This is a genomic window from Nocardia sp. bgisy118 (assembly GCF_057708605.1).
Window position 1 is genome coordinate 20,238 of sequence record NZ_JBYISM010000035.1, and the last position, 16,796, is coordinate 37,033.

Sequence of the window (16,796 nt, forward strand, 5' to 3'; positions counted from 1 at the left end):
ATCGGCCGCCAGCAATACGCGCGTGTCGGTACCGATTCCGACCGCCCGGCGAAGCCTGGCTGGAAGGTGAAGGTGCCCCCTCCTGATTCTCCCGTTGTCCCCGCCCGGTTCGGCGACGACGAGCGTACTCGCGTGATCGCGTGTACACGTCCGCGTTCCGGGCGCCGTGCCCGGCGTGTCCGGCGTGTCCGAAACCGGCCGATCCACAACTTCGCTGGTCCGCGCCCCGAGCGCCGGCCGGACGACCCGCGGCCAGAGGGCGCGTGGAATCCGCCGTGGCAGTTCGGCATAGGCCGCCGTCCGGCGGAAATGGGTGATCGACAGACGTCCCCAGTACGGTGTCGGCACGCTCTACTGACACCGAGACCGGGGGGAGTTCGCGACGAGGATGTACCGAAAGATGTCTACTGATCGATGCGGGCGCTTCGGAAAGGCGCTGGGCGCGGGCCTGCTCGCCGTGGCGATGCTGACCTCGTGCAGCACCGGCTCCAGCGATTCCGCCGAGGCGACGACCATCACCGAGGCCGCCGCGCGCAGCGACCAGATGAACCTGGAGTTCACGCTGCCGGGCACGCTGGCGGCGGGCTTCCAGGAATTGCGCGCCGGGCTGCGCGGCCATTACGGCATGGCGGCCATGCCGGTGGGTGGTGAGCGGATCCTGACCTTCGGTGATTGGACCACCGGACCCGCCTGGTCGACCATGAAGGTGCCTCTGGTCATCGCCGCGCAGCGCCGCGATCCCGACGCCTCGACCTACGCCATGACACTCGCGATCACCTCCTCCGACAACGCCGCGGCCGACACACTGTGGCAGGGCCTCGGCAGTCCGCAAGAGGCGGCCAAGGCCGTCGAGGCGGTGTTGCGCGAGGGCGGCGACAGCAAGACCGCTGTGCCCGCGACGCGTAGCCGCGCCGAGCATTCGGCGTTCGGTCAGGCGGAATGGTCGTTGTCCGGACAGGCCCGTTTCGCCTCGCGGCTGCCCTGCCTACCGCAGTCGGAGACCGTCATGGACCTGATGGGCCAGATCGTCCCGAACCACCGCTGGGGCCTCGGCGCCTTTCGCGGCGCGGAGTTCAAGGGCGGCTGGGGACCCGACGCCTCAGGCGACTACCTGGTGCGTCAGTTCGGCATCATCGACGGCCCGACCGGGAAGATCGCCGTCGCCTTTGCCGCCCAACCCGATTCGGGCTCGTTCGCGGAAGGCATGAGCGCGCTGGACAAGATGGCCACGCTGATCTCCGAACACCTCGACGAACTGTCCGGCGGCAAGTGCCGGCCCTGAGCGCCGCGCCGAACCAGAGCCGTCGAAGCACCGCCGAAAGGCGCAGGTACGCCCGACTCGCGCGGCGAATGCCGCGCTGAGCGGGACGTTACCCAGGGTTCACGGGGGCGGGGCTGCCGAACATCGCCGAGCGGTGGAAGATAGCGGCCATGCGCATCGGAGTCTTGACCGGAGGCGGGGACTGTCCAGGACTGAACGCGGTGATCCGCGCCGTCGTTCGCACCGCGAACGGACGGTACGGGGACGCGATCGTCGGCTTCCAGGACGGCTGGCGCGGCCTATTGGAAGACCGGAAGATCAACATCCTCAACGACGACCGCACCGACCGGCTGCTCACCAAGGGCGGCACCATGCTCGGCACCGCTCGCACCAATCCCGACGTGTTGCGGGCCGGGCTCGGCCAGATCAAACGGACCCTCGACGACAACGGCATCGAAGCACTCATCCCGATCGGCGGCGAGGGCACTCTCACCGCCGCCAGCTGGCTGTCCGAGGAGGGCGTGCCGGTGGTCGGCGTGCCCAAGACCATCGACAACGACATCGACTGCACCGATGTCACATTCGGCCACGACACCGCCCTCTCCATCGCCACCGAGGCGATCGACCGCCTGCACACCACCGCCGAATCGCACCAGCGCGTGATGCTGGTGGAGGTGATGGGCAGGCACGCGGGCTGGATCGCGATCAACTCCGGCATGGCCGCGGGCGCGCACCTGACGCTGGTGCCCGAGGTCCCGTTCGACGTGGACGACGTCTGCGCGATGGTCAAGCGCCGCTTCCAGCGCGGCGACAAGCACTTCATCTGCGTCGTCGCGGAAGGTTCGCATCCGGCGCCCGACTCCGGCTTCGCGCTGCGCGAAGGCGGCATCGACGAATTCGGGCACGAGCGGTTCACCGGTGTCGCCCAGCAGCTCGGCGTCGAGATCGAACGCCGCATCGGCAAGGAGGTGCGCACGACCGTGCTCGGCCACGTTCAGCGCGGCGGCAGCCCGACGCCCTACGACCGCGTGCTCGCCACCCGGTTCGGCCTGCACGCCGCCGAGGCGGTGCACGCCGGGCGGTTCGGGCAGATGGTCGCCCTGCACGGCACCTCCATCGACCTTGTGCCGCTCTCGGAGGCCACCAAGCAGCTCAAGCGGGTGCCTGCCGACCGCTACCGCGAAGCGGAGGCGTTCTTCGGCTGACACCCAGCCCCGGCGGCAATTACGCTGGCCGCCATGGGTCTTGCCATCGACGATCTGCCCGCCGACACCGCCGCCGTGCTGCGCCGCCGTGCCCGCGCCGCCGAACTTCCCGTCGCCGATTACCTGCGCGCGGAGCTCGTCGCGCGGGCACGGATGCGCACGCCGGAGGACTCCGTCGTCGAGTTCCTCGAGTCGGAGGGGCGCGACGTCACGCCTGCGATCGACCCGGACGCGTCGGCGCTCGTCACGACCTACGACCTGCCCGCCGAGACGCTGTCTGTGCTCGGCAGGAGGGCGCACGCCGCCGGATACGCGCTCGGCGATTTCGCGCGGCGCGAGCTGATCGCCTCGGCGCGGCGCACCACCGCCGAAGACGCGATGCTCGAGTTCCGCGAGGTCGCGGACCCGGACATGGACATGGCGGCCGTCGCCGCCGCGGTCAGGTACGCGCGCGGGGAGTGACCCGCCTCCGGGATGTCGTGGCGGCCGGATCATTCCCGCGGCGTACGCGCGTGCGACTCGCGGTTGATCCCGGTCGGGCGTCGTCATCGGTACTGTCGCTGGCATGCGTACCGGTCGAGTGCTCGCATTGGTCCTGTTCGTCGTCGCCGCGCTGGTGACGAGTTGCACCGAGGAATCCAACCCGCCCGAACCGACCACGGGGGACTGGCACGGTGCGATCGAGATCCCCGGTCAGCCACTGGACATCGGGGTGACCTTCGCGGGCGACGGTACCGCCACCATCGACATCCCGGTGCAGGGCGTGCAGGACGAGCCGCTGAAGGACGTGCGATCCGACCGCGGCGGCGTCGCCTTCACCATCCCGGACATTCCGGGCGACCCGGTGTTCAAGGGCAGCTACGACGCCGGATCCGACCGGATCACCGGTGATTTCAGGCAGTTCGGGCAGACGTTCCCGCTGACCTTGGAGCGCGGCGCCGTCGCGCCGCTCGCCCGGCCGCAGGAACCGAGACCGCCGTTCCCTTATCGCTCCGAGGACGTGAGCTACCCCAGCGGCGGCATCACCATCGCGGGCACCCTCACCGAACCCGAAGGACCGGGACCGTTTCCCGCGGTGCTGCTGATCACCGGCAGCGGCCCGCAGGACCGCAACGAAGAGCTGATGCACCACAAGCCCTTCCTGCTGCTGGCCGACACCCTCACCCGCGCGGGCTACGCGGTGTTGCGCACCGACGACCGCGGCGTCGGCGGCACCAGCGGCAACCTCGACCAGTCGAACTACACCGACCTGTCCGGCGACGTCGCCGCCGGCGTGCGCTTCCTGCGTGCCCGGCCCGACATCGACCCGGCGCGCGTCGGGCTGCTCGGCCACAGCGAGGGCGGCTATCTCGCACCGATGGTGGCGGCGCAACCCGACAGCGGCGTGGCCTTCGCGATCCTGATGGCGGGGCCGACGGTGCCCGGCGGCGACGTGCTGATCGAACAGACCAGGGCGCTGCTCGCCGCCAACGGCGCGTCCCCCGAAGAGATCGACAAGCAGGTGCGCGACACCACCGAGATGGTCGGTCTGCTGAAGAAGGGTGACCTGGAAGGGGCCAAGGCGCTGGCCAAGCGCAACAACGCGGCGCTGCCCGAGGATCAGCGTCTGCCGGACAGCCAGGTGGGCGCCGAGATCACCCCGTACTTCGCCGCGTTGATCGCCTACGATCCAGCGCCCGCCCTGTCCGCGCTGCGGATCCCGGTGCTCGCCTTCTTCGGCGACAAGGATCTCCAGGTGCTCGCCACCCAGAACGAGCCGCCCGCCCGCACCCTGCTGGCCGGTGACCCGGATGCCACCGTGCACGTCTTCCCGGGCCTCAACCACCTGATGCAGCCCACCCAGACCGGGCTGCCCAGCGAGTACACGACGATCGAGACGACCATCGATCCACAGGTCCTCACCTACGTGACGGACTGGCTCGCCAAGCGGTTCCCGGCGAAGTGATCGACCCGGCGCGAACCGCGGAGGTCGGCGCGGTGCCGGCCGGACTCTTACCTAGACTGATCGGCATGAGCACAACCACCGTCGAGCTGATGGACTACACCGACGTCATCGCCCGGTACGAGCCGGTGCTCGGCATGGAGGTCCACGTCGAGCTGTCCACCGCGACCAAGATGTTCTGTGGCTGCGCCACCGAATTCGGCGCGCAGCCCAACACCCAGGTGTGCCCGGTGTGCCTCGGCCTGCCCGGTTCGCTGCCGGTCGTGAACCATCAGGCCGTGGAATCGGCGATCCGCATCGGTCTGTCGCTGAACTGCTCGATCACCCCGTGGGGCCGGTTCGCGCGGAAGAACTACTTCTACCCGGACCAGCCGAAGAACTACCAGATCAGCCAGTACGACGAGCCGATCGCCACCAACGGCCACCTGGACGTGGTGCTCGACGACGGCAGCATCTTCCGCGTGGAGATCGAACGCGCCCACATGGAGGAGGACACCGGTAAGTCGGTGCACGTCGGCGGCGCCACCGGCCGCATCCACGGCGCGAGCCACTCGCTGCTCGACTACAACCGGGCGGGCGTGCCGCTCATCGAGATCGTCACCAAGCCGATCACCGGTGCCGGGGAGCGGGCGCCCGAGGTGGCCCGCGCCTACGTCACCGCGCTGCGGGATCTGCTGAAGGCGCTCGACGTTTCGGACGTCAAGATGGAGCAGGGTTCGCTGCGCTGCGACGCCAACGTCTCGCTGATGCCGATCGGCGCCACCGAGTTCGGCACCCGCACCGAGACCAAGAACGTCAACTCGCTCAAGAGCGTCGAGGTCGCGGTGCGCTTCGAAATGCGCCGCCAGGCCGCCGTGCTGGCCGAGGGCGGCAGCATCGTGCAGGAGACCCGCCACTTCCACGAGACCGACGGCACCACCTCGCCGGGCCGCCGCAAGGAGACCGCGGAGGACTACCGCTACTTCCCCGAGCCCGACCTCGAACCCGTCGCGCCCGCCGCGGAATGGGTCGAGCAGCTGCGCGGCACCATCCCCGAGTACCCGTGGCTGCGCCGGGCCAGGATCCAGGCCGACTGGGGCTGGTCGGACGAGGTCATGCGCGACGTGGTGAACGCGGGCGCGTTGGACGCCATCATCGCCACCGTCGAAGCGGGCGCCCCGGCCAACGAGGCGCGCTCCTGGTGGGTCAACTACCTCACCGAGAAGGCCAAGGAACGCGAGGTCGGGCTCGAGGACCTGCCCATCACCCCGGCGCAAGTGGCCGAGGTGACCAAGCTGGTCGAGGCCAAGACCGTCAACAGCAAGGTCGCCAAGCAGGTCGTCGACTTCGTCCTCGCGGGCGAGGGCGAGCCCGCCGCGATCGTCGAGGCCAAGGGCCTCGGCATGGTCAGCGACGACAGCGCCCTGCAGTCCGAGGTCGAGAAGGCCCTCGCCGCCAACCCCGACATCGCCGAGAAGATCCGCTCGGGCAAGGTGCAGGCCGCGGGCAAGATCGTCGGTGACGTCATGAAGGCGACCCGGGGACAGGCCGACGCCGCGCGTGTGCGCGAACTCGTCCTCGCCGCCTGCTCCTGATCGTGCTTGTCGCGCCGCCCGTGACTCCGGTCGCGGGCGGCGCGTTGGTCACCGCTCCCTGATCTCGAGGGCGTCCCAGCGGGTATTCGATGCGGTCCGCTGCACGTGGACCAGCCTGGGATCCCTTACCGATCAAGCGATTTCGAGTGCGGAAGCGCTAGAGGGCATCGCGGTAGCGGTCGAGGGAACGCGCCATCGTTTCGCCGAATCCGTCTTTCGTTTCGTCCCACAGGTCGAACCATTCGTTGTCGGCCGGGTCCTGGATGCGACGGACGCAGCGCGCGATCGACTCGCGCAGTTCGCGTGTCGGGGTCACCGCGATATCGGTTGCGAGGCGGGCGGTTTCGGGGTCGCCGCAGTCCTCGGCGACCAGATGGGTGAGGAGCGCGGCGATACCGATGGCGGCTTGCGCCTCGTAGACCTCCACGTACTCCTCGCCCAGCACGCCGTCGCAGATCTCGCGGATGTGCGCCTCCGCCGCCGCCTGGTCGCGGTGGCGCAGACCGGCCAACGCGTCGTGTGATCCGTCGTTGTCGAACGGTCCCTCGCCCCAAGCGCCCACGGTTTTCCTTCCCTCGACCGATGTGCGGGCGAGGTTAGCGTCGAGGTCCGACAAATCCCGGCCGGGCCGGAGCGCGGCACGTGCACGGTGCCGCGCGCCGCGGCCTAGTCCGGTCCGGTGCCGCCCCCGCTCTGCGGTGGGATGCGGACGACGCGGTCGTCGTTGGGACCGGGTTGGCCGTCGGTCTTGTTCACGGTGCCGACCCAGACGTTGCCGTCGGGTCCGATGGTCGCGCCGCCGAGCTGGCCGTAGCGGTCCTGGGCGAGCAGGCTGGGGGCCGTGGTCACGGCGCGGGTGTTCTCGTCGGCCGCCGCGATGGCCAGCGCCTTGGCGTTGGTCAGCGAGACCGCCACACCGTCGGCGGCAGCGGCGCAGCCCGCGACGCCCGGCCGGTCCGGCCACGTCCAGGCGATGCTGACCGAGCCGTCCGGACCGAGCCGTTGCAGCCGGTCCTCGACGGGGGTGCGGTCGGTGAACCAGACGCTGTCCTTGCCGTCGCGGCACAGATCGCCCGCGATGCCGATGCCGGAGACCGCGACCGACGGCGCCGCATTGCCCGGCGCGGGGGAGTTCACCCGCAGCAGCTTGCCCGCCAAAGAGGACGGGGTCGAGGCCAGTCCCGGATTGCCCGCGTCGCCGGTCAGCACCAGCAGCTGGTCCGGGCTCGCCCATTCGATCGCACCGTGATTACCGCTGGCGCCCTTGGGGATTCCGGTGAGAATGTCCTTGGGCGAGCCGCCTTCCGCGATGCGGACGACGCGGTTGTCGCTGGCCGTGGTGATGTAGGCGTAGAGCAGACCGTCCTCGCGGTAGGTGGGCGAGAGCGCGATATCGCTGAGCCCGCCGTCGGCCGAGCCGTCCACGTCGAGGCGCGCGATCTCGATCGGCGGCTGATCCGGATCGATCACCTTCAGGATGCGGCCGGTGCGCCGCTCGGCGACCAGTGCGCCCTCGGCGACGCCGACCATCCCGGCGGTGGTGTCCAGGCAGGTCGCGACCACCGCCGGGTCGGGGTCGATGCATGGCCCGCTCGGCCGGGTCGTCGACGGCGGCGACTGCTTCGGCGGCTTGGGATCCGCGGGACTGAACGTCGGCTCGGGGGTGAACGGGCTCGACGCGGAATCGTCGAACCGTGCGCACCCCGCCAGCAGAGCGGATGCGAGCGCCACACTCCAGGCGAGACGCCCCACGACAACCAACCTCATGCCCCAGACGTTACGGAAATACCGTCGCCCGCGCCGCTCCCGGGTGCGTGTTGACACGCCACAACACGTCGACTCCCGCCGTCGCGCTGGGCGACATAGGGTGTACACCCATGAGCGAACGCAGTGAGCGAATCGTGTGCCAGCGCGCTGCGCGCACGCCGGAGCCGAGCGTCAGCGAGGCGCAGGCATGAGCGAGCGAAGCATCGGCACCGCGCTTTCACCGAACACGGCGCCGAGGGGCAGCGAGGCCCGGCCGTGACCGACAAGCCGAAACAGACTCCCACCGCCCCTGTCACGGGAGAACAGCCCGCCACGGGGACTACGGTCACGAGCCCGTTCGATTCGCCGACCCAGCAGCTTCCCGTGGTGAACATGTCCAAGCCGCGCCCGGCCGACGTGCCACGCACCGACGACGAACTCGGCCTCGACCCCGACGTGCCGAGTGTCGAGCAGGCCGAATCCGGCGAGTCCGCGTACTCCTACGCCAGCATCCCGCCCGCGGCCAACCCGCCAGGTGAGCCGAGCAAGGCGGCGCTCCGCCGCGCGGCCGAAAACCGGCGCGGCACCCTCGATTTCGGCCTGTTCCTGCTGCGGCTCATGGTCGGAGCCACCTTCGTCTACCACGGCCTGCAGAAGGCCACCGGCTGGTTCCACGGCGCGGGCCTGGACGGCACCCGCGACATGATCGCCGAGGGCGGTTGGGACCACTCGATCGTCGCCACGATCCTGCTCGTCATGGGCGAGATCGGCGGCGGCGCACTGCTGATCCTCGGCCTGGCCACCCCGCTCGCCGCGGGCGCGGTGCTCGCCGTGATCCTCGACGCCTGGGCGTGGAAGCAGGGCATGATCCCCGGCTTCCAGTACAAGGGCTCGGTCCCCACCGGCGTCGAACTAGAGACCATCCTCGCGGGCACGGCCGCCGTCATCATCCTCACCGGCCCCGGCCGCTGGTCCCTCGACCGCGGCCGCGGCTGGTCCACCCGCCCCTCCTACGGCTCCTTCGCCGCCCTGACAGCCGCCCTCACCGCCGCCGCAGGCACCTACTGGTACCTGCACGGCGGCAACCCCCTCACCGGCATCGGCCCCTTCGACTGACACCGGCCCGAGAAGACGCGGACACGCGAAAGGCCCCGGTAGCCGGGGCCTTTCCTTCGTTCGGGTCAGACGCGCCCCTGCTGACGAGCCCGGTCAGGACAGGACTATGGACGTTCGCTGCTCCGCGTTCCCAGGATCAGTCGTGAAACAGGTCTTGCACGTCGGTGACGACCAGCGACCGATCCAGCCAGGCGTGCAGCGTGTCCTGATCGGTGCACGCATTGATCCGGTCGTGGGCCTCGGCCGGAACCTCGACACCGCGGCGCTCGAGCACACGCAAGATGCTTCCGCAGACACCCTCGGCGTGCCCTTCGGCGTGCCCTTCGGCGTGCCCTTCGGCACGCAGGCGCTGCGAGCTCTCCGAGCGGAAGAACGTCAGATCCAAAGACATCAGCTTCCTCCAGGTTTTGGCGGCCGGGCTGGTCCCGAGCCCCATTTCGGTGAGTTCGGCGAAGATGGACTGATCTTCGTCGAATCCGTGCAGCGCGGCAGCCAGCGCCTTCAGTATGGCATTGATATCGGGCTCGTTGGCGTGGGTGACAGCGGACAACGCGGCCAGCGGGATGTCGGCCGCCGCGGTAGCTGGGTCGGTCACGGCGGGAACGTTGTGCGGACCGAGGACGATGGGGGCGAGGATGAGACTGCGCCGGAACGGCATGCCGATCGCAGGCGGCCTGCGCGCCCAGTGGGCCGTCTGCTGATCTTGGCACACGATCAGCAGCACCGGCGGGAGCCGGTATTTGGCGTGCAGATGCGACAGGTAGTAGGCCCAGGCTGCGGGTTTGGCGTGGTCGATCTTTCCCTGTGCTTCGACCAACAACAGGAACGCCCCGTCGACCGTGCGTATCCGCAGCAGAGTGTCGACCCGGCGTTCCACCGGGCGGGTCTCGGTCAGATCGGTGGGTAGCAGCGCGACCTCGAGAGGGTCGAGGAACGGTAGTCCGAGGGCCCGGACGGCGCGCGTGAAAACGCCTGGGTCGTGCTGGAAGATCCGGTGCATCGCTTCGTGCGGGGAACCGACCATGGCGGCCACAGTAGGGCACCGATCGAAAGTGTGTTCGGCAATCCACCGGAACCGCACTCGATACCCGCGTGTCGAGCGATTCGCTCGCGTGTCGAGATCAGTGAGCAGCGCTGAGTCGCACGGCGGCAACCCTTTTCGCGGATCCCGTCCGCGAACCGCGCAGCGTAGAGGCCCCGGGCGAGTGCCGGGGCCTCTACGCATGCGGGCGATCAGGGCACGCGGCGGACGGCGCCCTTGTCGGCCGAGGTGGCCAGGGCGGCGTAGGCGCGCAGGGCGGTGGTGACGGGGCGGTCGCGGTCGGCGGGCTGCCAGGGGCGCTCGGAGGCTTCCATCTTGGCGCGACGCTCGGCGAGGACGGCGTCGTCGACCAGCACCTCGAGGGTGCGGGTGGCGACGTCGATGCGGATCTGGTCGCCGTTCTCGACGAGTCCGATCACGCCGCCGCTGGCCGCCTCGGGGGAGATGTGGCCGATCGACAGACCCGAGGTGCCTCCGGAGAAGCGGCCGTCGGTGATCAGCGCGCACTGCTTGCCGAGGCCCGAGCCCTTCAGGAACGCGGTGGGGTGCAGCATTTCCTGCATGCCCGGGCCGCCCGAAGGGCCTTCGTAGCGCACGACGATCACGTCGCCCGGCTTGATCTGCTTGGCGAGGATGACCGACACGGCCTCCTCCTGCGATTCCACGACGACGGCAGGGCCCTGGAAGGAGAACAGGTCCTCGTCGATGCCCGCGGTCTTGAGGATCGCGCCGTCCGGCGCGATGTTGCCGCGCAGCACGACCAGACCACCCTCGACGGTGTAGGCGTGCTCCTTGTCGCGGATGCAGCCGTTCGCGGCGTCGGTGTCCAGCGAGGACCACCGGTTCTCCGTGGAGAACGGCTCGGTAGTGCGGACTCCGCCGGGCGCGGCGTGGAACAATTCGACGGCCTCGTCGGATGCCTTGCCGGAGCGGATGTCCCAGGTGTCGAGCCACTCGTCGAAGCTCGCGGTGTGCACGGTGGTCACGTCGGAGTCGAGCAGCCCGGCGCGGCGCAGCTCGCCGAGGATGGCGGGGATGCCGCCGGCCCGGTGCACGTCCTCCATGTGGTAGTCCGAGTTCGGCGAGACCTTCGACAGGCAGGGCACCTTGCGGCTGATCTCGTCGATGGTGCCCAGATCGAAATCGATCTCGCCCTCCTGGGCGGCGGCGAGGGTGTGCAGCACCGTGTTGGTGGAACCGCCCATCGCCACGTCGAGCGCCATCGCGTTGCGGAACGCCTTCGCGTTGGCCACGTTTCGCGGCAGCACCGAGGCGTCGTCCTCGCGGTACCAGCGGTTGGCGATGTCGACGATCACCCGGCCCGCCCTCTCGAACAGCGCGCGGCGTGCGGCGTGCGTGGCGAGCGTGGATCCGTTGCCGGGCAGCGCGAGACCCAGCGCCTCGGTGAGGCAGTTCATCGAGTTGGCGGTGAACATGCCCGAGCAGGAGCCGCAGGTCGGACAGGCGCTGCGCTCGACCTCGTCCAGCCCTTCCTCGGTGACATTGCTGTTGGCGCTGGCCGAGATCGCGGTGATCAGGTCCGTCGGAGCCTGGGCGACGCCGCCGACCACGACGGCCTTACCGGCCTCCATCGGACCGCCGGAGACGAACACGGCCGGGATGTTGAGCCGCATGGCGGCGTTCAGCATGCCGGGAGTGATCTTGTCGCAGTTGGAGATGCACACCAGGGCGTCGGCGGTGTGCGCGTTGGCCATGTATTCCACAGAGTCGGCGATGATCTCGCGGGAGGGCAGCGAGTAGAGCATGCCGCCGTGGCCCATCGCGATGCCGTCGTCCACGGCGATGGTGTGGAATTCGCGCGGCACGCCGCCCGCGGCGCGGACCGCCTCGGCCACGATCTCGCCGACGTCCTTCAGATGCACGTGGCCGGGCACGAACTGGGTGTAGGAGTTCGCGATGGCGACGATCGGCTTGCCGAAGTCGGAATCGGTGAGGCCGGTGGCCCGCCAGAGCGCGCGTGCGCCTGCGGCGTTGCGTCCGGCGGTGGTGGTGCGTGAACGAAGCGGTGGCATGGATGGTCCTCGAGGGGGTCGCGGGGGCTGTGGTGCGACTGCGCGGAGTTCGCTCGGCGTGCGCGGAACTCGCTCGGCGGCTGTTCCACGGTACTCCCGGGGGTGGCGGGCCGATTTCGCCGGTCGCGGTAGTCGATCCGCCGCGGCGGTGGTGCGCGTCGCGTGGTCGCCGCGGGTGGTGGTCGTCGGCGCGGACGGTGTCGTCGAGTGTGTGTCGGTACTCGAACCGTCCAGCCGCGCGGCGGGTGTCCGTCGTCGGCGCGGCTACGCCAAGACTAGCGCCGCGCGTCCAGTCGATATTCCGTCGCGGCGAAGACCCGAGTGCGCGATCGGGTTTCGTCCCGCGCGAGCGAGCGGGGCGCGTGTCGTGTCGCGGGCGCTAGTCGTCTTCCGACTTGCTGTCCGTCTCCGGAGCGTCCTGGCCGGTCGGCTTCTCGCTCGCGCGCTCCTCGGCGTCCCGCTCGGCCTCGGCAGCGGCGGCCGCGCCGAACAGATCGGGCAGCCGCCCCTTCGACGCGGTGATCAGCGTGCGCAGCTGGTCGTAACTCACCGCGGGCAGCTTCACCTCCGAATCGTCGGTCAGGTGCGCGCGTACGAACCCGCGCTTGGGAATGCTCACGCCCTTGATCTGCTCCCAGTCGAGGTGCCGCGATCCCACGAGGCTGCGCAGGTCGAGTCCGGAGTCGGACACGACGGTCCGGGTGCGCGCCACCCAGGCGGCCACCACCACGGGAAGCAGCAGCAACCACCACAGGCCCGCGGGCCACCCGACGAAGAACAGGAACACGCACAGCGCGAGCACGACCACGCCGAGGTAGGCGAGCGGCTGGATGCGGATGACCTTCACCTCCGGTCGACCCGTATCCGATCCCGAGTCGGAGGTATGGGACGATTTAGCCGGTGGCACGGACTGATGCGGTGATGACACACCACCATCCTCGCATCCTGGTAATCGGACACAAGCAACCACTGGAGTCCCACATAATGGGATGCACTGGGTCATCTGTTTGACTCATCGCTTCACGCCCGCTTAACGTCGTGCGCGTGAATCGAAACGAGTTGCTCGTACTCGGCCGGCGCGTCCAGCGTTGAGCCTGACTACCTAGGTCGAATACGTCAGCTCGCGTTGCGACGCGCCACCCTCGAACAGCTAGCGCTGGTCGGGGGCTTTTTTGTGTTCGGGCATTTTCCGGCGCGGCGGGTCGCGAAGACCGGTCGTGTCAAGCACAGCAGTGTTGTCCGGGGTCAAGAACGACAAGTTAGGAAACGAAGACGGTGAGCGCACCAACCGCACGGCCCGGGCCCTCGGCCCGCAGGTCAGCGCCTTCGGCTACTCAGCAGGCATCGCCCGCTGGCAACTCGACGACCGCGGCGAACCGCCGCCAGGTCCCGCCCGAGCGGGTCACCGGCGCGCAGTCCGTCGTCCGCTCGCTCGAGGAGCTCGGCGTCGACACCGTATTCGGCATTCCCGGCGGCGCGATTCTCCCGGTGTACGACCCGCTCTTCGACTCCACCAAGGTCCGCCACGTGCTGGTGCGCCACGAGCAGGGCGCGGGTCACGCGGCCACCGGTTACGCGCAAGCGACCGGCAAGGTCGGTGTGTGTATGGCCACATCCGGTCCCGGCGCGACCAACCTGGTGACGCCGATCGCCGACGCCCAGATGGACTCGGTGCCGATCGTCGCGATCACCGGCCAGGTCGGCCGCAGCCTGATCGGCACCGACGCCTTCCAGGAAGCCGACATCTCCGGCATCACCATGCCGATCACCAAGCACAACTTCCTGATCACCGACGGCGTCGACATCCCGCGCATGATCGCCGAGGCTTTCTACCTGGCCGCCTCGGGCAGGCCGGGCGCCGTGCTCGTCGACATCCCGAAGGACGTGCTGCAGGCGCAGACCACCTTCAGCTGGCCGCCGGAGATGCGGCTGCCCGGCTACCGTCCGGTCACCAAACCGCACGGCAAGCAGGTGCGTGAGGCCGCGCGGATGATCCTCGAGTCCAAGGCCCCCGTGCTGTACGTGGGCGGCGGCGTGATCAAGGCCGACGCCTCGGCCGAACTGCTGGAGCTCGCCGAGCTGACCGGCATCCCGGTGGTCACCACCCTGATGGCGCGCGGCGCGTTCCCGGACAGCCACCAGCTGAACATGGGCATGCCCGGCATGCACGGCACCGTCGGCGCGGTCGCGGCGCTGCAGAGGTCCGACCTGCTGATCACCCTCGGCGCCCGCTTCGACGACCGCGTCACCGGCCAGCTGGACTCCTTCGCGCCCGGCGCCAAGGTGATCCACGCCGACATCGACCCGGCCGAGATCGGCAAGAACCGGCACGCCGACGTCCCGATCGTCGGCGACTGCCGCGAGGTCATCACCGAGCTGATCGAGACGCTGAAGTCCGATCCGGCCGCGGGCGAGGCGCCGCTGCTCGAGCTCACCGAGTGGTGGGCCTACCTGGACGGCATTCGCAAGCAGTACCCGCTCGGCTGGACCCCGCCGAAGGACGGCTCGCTGTCGCCGGAGTTCGTCATCGACGCGCTCGGCCGCCTGGCCGGTCCGGACGCGATCTACTGCGCGGGCGTCGGCCAGCACCAGATGTGGGCCGCTCAGTTCATCAAGTACGAGAAGCCGCGCACCTGGCTGAACTCCGGTGGTCTCGGCACCATGGGCTACGCCGTCCCGGCCGCCATGGGCGCCAAGATGGGCGCGCCGGACAAGGAAGTGTGGGCGGTCGACGGCGACGGCTGCTTCCAGATGACCAATCAGGAGCTGGCCACCTGCGCCGTCGAGGGCGTGCCGATCAAGGTCGCGCTGATCAACAACGGCAACCTGGGCATGGTCCGGCAGTGGCAGACCCTCTTCTACGAAGAGCGCTACTCCAACACCGACCTCGGCACGCACACCCTGCGCATCCCCGACTTCGTCAAGCTGGCCGAGGCGCTGGGCTGCCACGGCATTCGCGTGGAGAAGGAAGAGGACGTCGAGGCCGCGATCCGTGAGGCGCAGTCCATCAACGACCGTCCGGTGGTGATCGATTTCATCGTCGGCAAGGACGCGCAGGTGTGGCCGATGGTCGCCGCGGGCACCAGCAACGACGAGATCATGGCCGCGCGCGGCATCCGGCCGCTGTTCGACGAGGACGAGCAGGCCGCCGAGCCCGCCGTCATCCACGAGGCGATGTCGCACGAGAAGAACAAGGGGACCGAGGCGTGAGTGAGCGCAGCGAACGAATCATGTGCCAGCGTGCGCTACGCATGCCGGCACCGAGCGTCAGCGAGGGGCAGGCATGAGTAGCACCCACACCCTGAGCGTCCTCGTCGAGGACAAGCCGGGCGTGTTGGCGCGGGTGGCGAGCCTGTTCTCGCGCCGCGGGTTCAACATCGAGTCGCTCGCGGTCGGCGGCACCGAGATCCCCGAGATCTCGCGCATGACGATCGTCGTGACGGTCGAGGACCTGCCGCTCGAGCAGGTCACCAAGCAGCTCAACAAGCTGGTGAACGTCATCAAGATCGTCGAGCAGGACGCCGACGCCTCGGTGGCGCGCGAGCTGATCCTGGTGAAGGTGCGCGCCGACGCCAGCGTGCGCACCCAGGTGATCGAGGCGGTGCAGTTGTTCCGCGCCAAGGTGATCGACGTCTCGCCCGACGCGCTGACCGTCGAGGCGACCGGAACCCGGTCGAAGCTGGACGCGCTGCTGCGCATGCTCGAGCCGTACGGTATCCGCGAGATCGTGCAGTCCGGTGTGGTCGCTGTCGGCCGCGGGCCGAAATCGATCACCGCGACGCGCTAGCACCGCGACGCGCTGGACAAACAGACCTATCAAGAATCACTAGAAGGGAACCAACCAAGTGGCAGTCGAGATGTTCTACGACAACGACGCCGACCTGTCGATCATCCAGGGCCGCAAGGTCGCTGTCATCGGCTACGGCAGCCAGGGCCACGCGCACTCGCTGAGCCTGCGCGACTCCGGCGTGGACGTCCGCGTCGGTCTCGCTGAGGGTTCGAAGTCGCGCCCGAAGGCCGAGGAAGCCGGCCTGACCGTCGGTACCCCGGCCGAGGTTTCGGAGTGGGCCGACGTGATCATGGTGCTGGCGCCCGACACCGCGCAGGCGTCCATCTTCACCAACGATATCGAGCCGAACCTGAAGGACGGCGACGCGCTGTTCTTCGGCCACGGCCTGAACATCCACTTCGGCCTGATCAAGCCCCCGGCGGAGGTGACCATCGGCATGGTCGCGCCGAAGGGCCCCGGCCACCTGGTGCGTCGCCAGTTCGTCGACGGCAAGGGTGTTCCCGCCCTGATCGCCATCGACCAGGACCCGAAGGGCGAGGGCCAGGCGCTGGCGCTGTCCTACGCCAAGGGCATCGGCGGCACCCGCGCCGGCGTCATCAAGACCACCTTCAAGGAAGAGACCGAGACCGACCTGTTCGGTGAGCAGGCCGTGCTGTGCGGTGGTACCGAGGAGCTGGTGAAGACCGGTTTCGAGGTCATGGTCGAGGCCGGTTACGCGCCGGAGATGGCCTACTTCGAGGTGCTGCACGAGCTGAAGCTGATCGTCGACCTGATGTACGAGGGCGGCATCGCGCGGATGAACTACTCCGTCTCCGACACCGCCGAGTTCGGTGGCTACCTGTCGGGTCCGCGCGTCATCGACGCCGACACCAAGGAGCGGATGAAGGCGATCCTCAAGGACATCCAGGACGGCACCTTCGTCAAGCGCCTGGTCGCCAACGTCGAGGGCGGCAACAAGGAGCTCGAGGGTCTGCGCAAGAAGAACGCCGAGCACCCCATCGAGGTCACCGGCGCCAAGCTGCGCGGCCTGATGAGCTGGGTCGACCGGCCGATCACCGAGACCGCGTAATCGTTGCGGCACAGAACG

Annotated in this window: 14 protein-coding genes; 9 read left to right on the forward strand and 5 right to left on the reverse strand. The window is 69.2% G+C overall.

Annotation, left to right across the window (positions count from 1 at the left end; translation table 11 throughout):
• Nucleotides 1-400 precede the first annotated feature (400 nt).
• The 5 genes from AC3EO7_RS32340 (at nucleotide 401) to gatB (ending at nucleotide 5,982) form a co-directional block, all read left to right on the forward strand.
• Entirely contained in the window at nucleotides 401-1,282 is an 882-nt protein-coding gene (locus tag AC3EO7_RS32340) for a serine hydrolase (RefSeq protein ID WP_435593274.1), read from the forward strand.
• Nucleotides 1,283-1,431: 149 nt separating this feature from the next.
• Nucleotides 1,432-2,466 carry an ATP-dependent 6-phosphofructokinase gene (locus AC3EO7_RS32345; RefSeq protein WP_435593275.1) on the forward strand — a complete coding sequence of 345 codons (1,035 nt, stop codon included), beginning with the start codon at nucleotides 1,432-1,434 and terminating at the stop codon, nucleotides 2,464-2,466.
• 33 nt (nucleotides 2,467-2,499) lie between these two features.
• A complete protein-coding gene (locus tag AC3EO7_RS32350; RefSeq protein ID WP_431972054.1) occupies nucleotides 2,500-2,928 on the forward strand; it encodes a hypothetical protein in 429 nt (142 codons plus the stop codon).
• Between the two features lie 103 nt (nucleotides 2,929-3,031).
• Nucleotides 3,032-4,411, forward strand: a complete 1,380-nt coding sequence (locus tag AC3EO7_RS32355; RefSeq protein WP_431972053.1) for an alpha/beta hydrolase family protein — start codon at nucleotides 3,032-3,034, stop codon at nucleotides 4,409-4,411.
• Between the two features lie 65 nt (nucleotides 4,412-4,476).
• The gene (gene gatB / locus AC3EO7_RS32360) at nucleotides 4,477-5,982 is read left to right on the forward strand and encodes an Asp-tRNA(Asn)/Glu-tRNA(Gln) amidotransferase subunit GatB (protein ID WP_431972052.1); all 1,506 of its coding nucleotides are present in this window, start codon (nucleotides 4,477-4,479) and stop codon (nucleotides 5,980-5,982) included.
• 157 nt (nucleotides 5,983-6,139) lie between these two features.
• Here gatB and AC3EO7_RS32365 read toward each other — a convergent pair whose 3' ends face one another.
• Both AC3EO7_RS32365 and AC3EO7_RS32370 read right to left on the reverse strand, forming a co-directional pair.
• The gene (locus AC3EO7_RS32365; protein WP_435593276.1) at nucleotides 6,140-6,544 is read right to left on the reverse strand and encodes a DUF4259 domain-containing protein; all 405 of its coding nucleotides are present in this window, start codon (nucleotides 6,542-6,544) and stop codon (nucleotides 6,140-6,142) included.
• A 104-nt stretch (nucleotides 6,545-6,648) separates the two neighbouring features.
• Nucleotides 6,649-7,749 (reverse strand): PQQ-dependent sugar dehydrogenase, encoded by a 1,101-nt coding sequence (locus tag AC3EO7_RS32370; protein ID WP_431972049.1) that lies wholly within the window; start codon nucleotides 7,747-7,749, stop codon nucleotides 6,649-6,651.
• A 255-nt stretch (nucleotides 7,750-8,004) separates the two neighbouring features.
• On the opposite strand from AC3EO7_RS32370, the gene AC3EO7_RS32375 reads away from it, so the two are divergent.
• A complete protein-coding gene (locus AC3EO7_RS32375; protein ID WP_431972048.1) occupies nucleotides 8,005-8,844 on the forward strand; it encodes a DoxX family protein in 840 nt (279 codons plus the stop codon).
• Nucleotides 8,845-8,980: 136 nt separating this feature from the next.
• Here AC3EO7_RS32375 and AC3EO7_RS32380 read toward each other — a convergent pair whose 3' ends face one another.
• The 3 genes from AC3EO7_RS32380 to AC3EO7_RS32390 all read right to left on the reverse strand — a co-directional run bounded on the left by AC3EO7_RS32380 (nucleotide 8,981) and on the right by AC3EO7_RS32390 (nucleotide 12,766).
• Nucleotides 8,981-9,868, reverse strand: a complete 888-nt coding sequence (locus tag AC3EO7_RS32380; protein ID WP_435593277.1) for a hypothetical protein — start codon at nucleotides 9,866-9,868, stop codon at nucleotides 8,981-8,983.
• A 209-nt stretch (nucleotides 9,869-10,077) separates the two neighbouring features.
• The gene (gene ilvD / locus AC3EO7_RS32385; protein ID WP_431972046.1) at nucleotides 10,078-11,919 is read right to left on the reverse strand and encodes a dihydroxy-acid dehydratase; all 1,842 of its coding nucleotides are present in this window, start codon (nucleotides 11,917-11,919) and stop codon (nucleotides 10,078-10,080) included.
• Between the two features lie 379 nt (nucleotides 11,920-12,298).
• Entirely contained in the window at nucleotides 12,299-12,766 is a 468-nt protein-coding gene (locus AC3EO7_RS32390) for a PH domain-containing protein (protein ID WP_431972045.1), read from the reverse strand.
• Between the two features lie 428 nt (nucleotides 12,767-13,194).
• Here AC3EO7_RS32390 and AC3EO7_RS32395 point away from each other — a divergent pair, with 428 nt between their 5' ends.
• The 3 genes from AC3EO7_RS32395 (at nucleotide 13,195) to ilvC (ending at nucleotide 16,778) form a co-directional block, all read left to right on the forward strand.
• Nucleotides 13,195-15,129: an acetolactate synthase large subunit gene (locus tag AC3EO7_RS32395; RefSeq protein ID WP_431972044.1), complete on the forward strand. Its 1,935-nt coding sequence runs from the start codon at nucleotides 13,195-13,197 to the stop codon at nucleotides 15,127-15,129.
• A 73-nt stretch (nucleotides 15,130-15,202) separates the two neighbouring features.
• Entirely contained in the window at nucleotides 15,203-15,706 is a 504-nt protein-coding gene (gene ilvN, locus AC3EO7_RS32400; RefSeq protein WP_067832673.1) for an acetolactate synthase small subunit, read from the forward strand.
• A gap of 70 nt (nucleotides 15,707-15,776) precedes the next feature.
• Complete coding sequence (gene ilvC, locus AC3EO7_RS32405; RefSeq protein ID WP_431972105.1) at nucleotides 15,777-16,778, forward strand: ketol-acid reductoisomerase; 1,002 nt, start codon at nucleotides 15,777-15,779, stop codon at nucleotides 16,776-16,778.
• Nucleotides 16,779-16,796 lie beyond the last annotated feature (18 nt).

Bases quoted from the DNA above. Each gene is read 5' to 3' on its own strand.
- AC3EO7_RS32350 (WP_431972054.1), top strand. From the start codon at position 2,500: ATGGGTCTTGCCATCGACGATCTGCCCGCCGACACCGCCGCCGTGCTG.
- gatB (WP_431972052.1), top strand. From the start codon at position 4,477: ATGAGCACAACCACCGTCGAGCTGATGGACTACACCGACGTCATCGCC.
- ilvC (WP_431972105.1), top strand. From the start codon at position 15,777: ATGTTCTACGACAACGACGCCGACCTGTCGATCATCCAGGGCCGCAAG.
- AC3EO7_RS32340 (WP_435593274.1), top strand. From the start codon at position 401: ATGTCTACTGATCGATGCGGGCGCTTCGGAAAGGCGCTGGGCGCGGGC.
- AC3EO7_RS32345 (WP_435593275.1), top strand. From the start codon at position 1,432: ATGCGCATCGGAGTCTTGACCGGAGGCGGGGACTGTCCAGGACTGAAC.
- AC3EO7_RS32355 (WP_431972053.1), top strand. From the start codon at position 3,032: ATGCGTACCGGTCGAGTGCTCGCATTGGTCCTGTTCGTCGTCGCCGCG.
- AC3EO7_RS32370 (WP_431972049.1), bottom strand. From the start codon at position 7,749: ATGAGGTTGGTTGTCGTGGGGCGTCTCGCCTGGAGTGTGGCGCTCGCA.
- ilvD (WP_431972046.1), bottom strand. From the start codon at position 11,919: ATGCCACCGCTTCGTTCACGCACCACCACCGCCGGACGCAACGCCGCA.
- AC3EO7_RS32380 (WP_435593277.1), bottom strand. From the start codon at position 9,868: ATGGTCGGTTCCCCGCACGAAGCGATGCACCGGATCTTCCAGCACGAC.
- ilvN (WP_067832673.1), top strand. From the start codon at position 15,203: ATGAGTAGCACCCACACCCTGAGCGTCCTCGTCGAGGACAAGCCGGGC.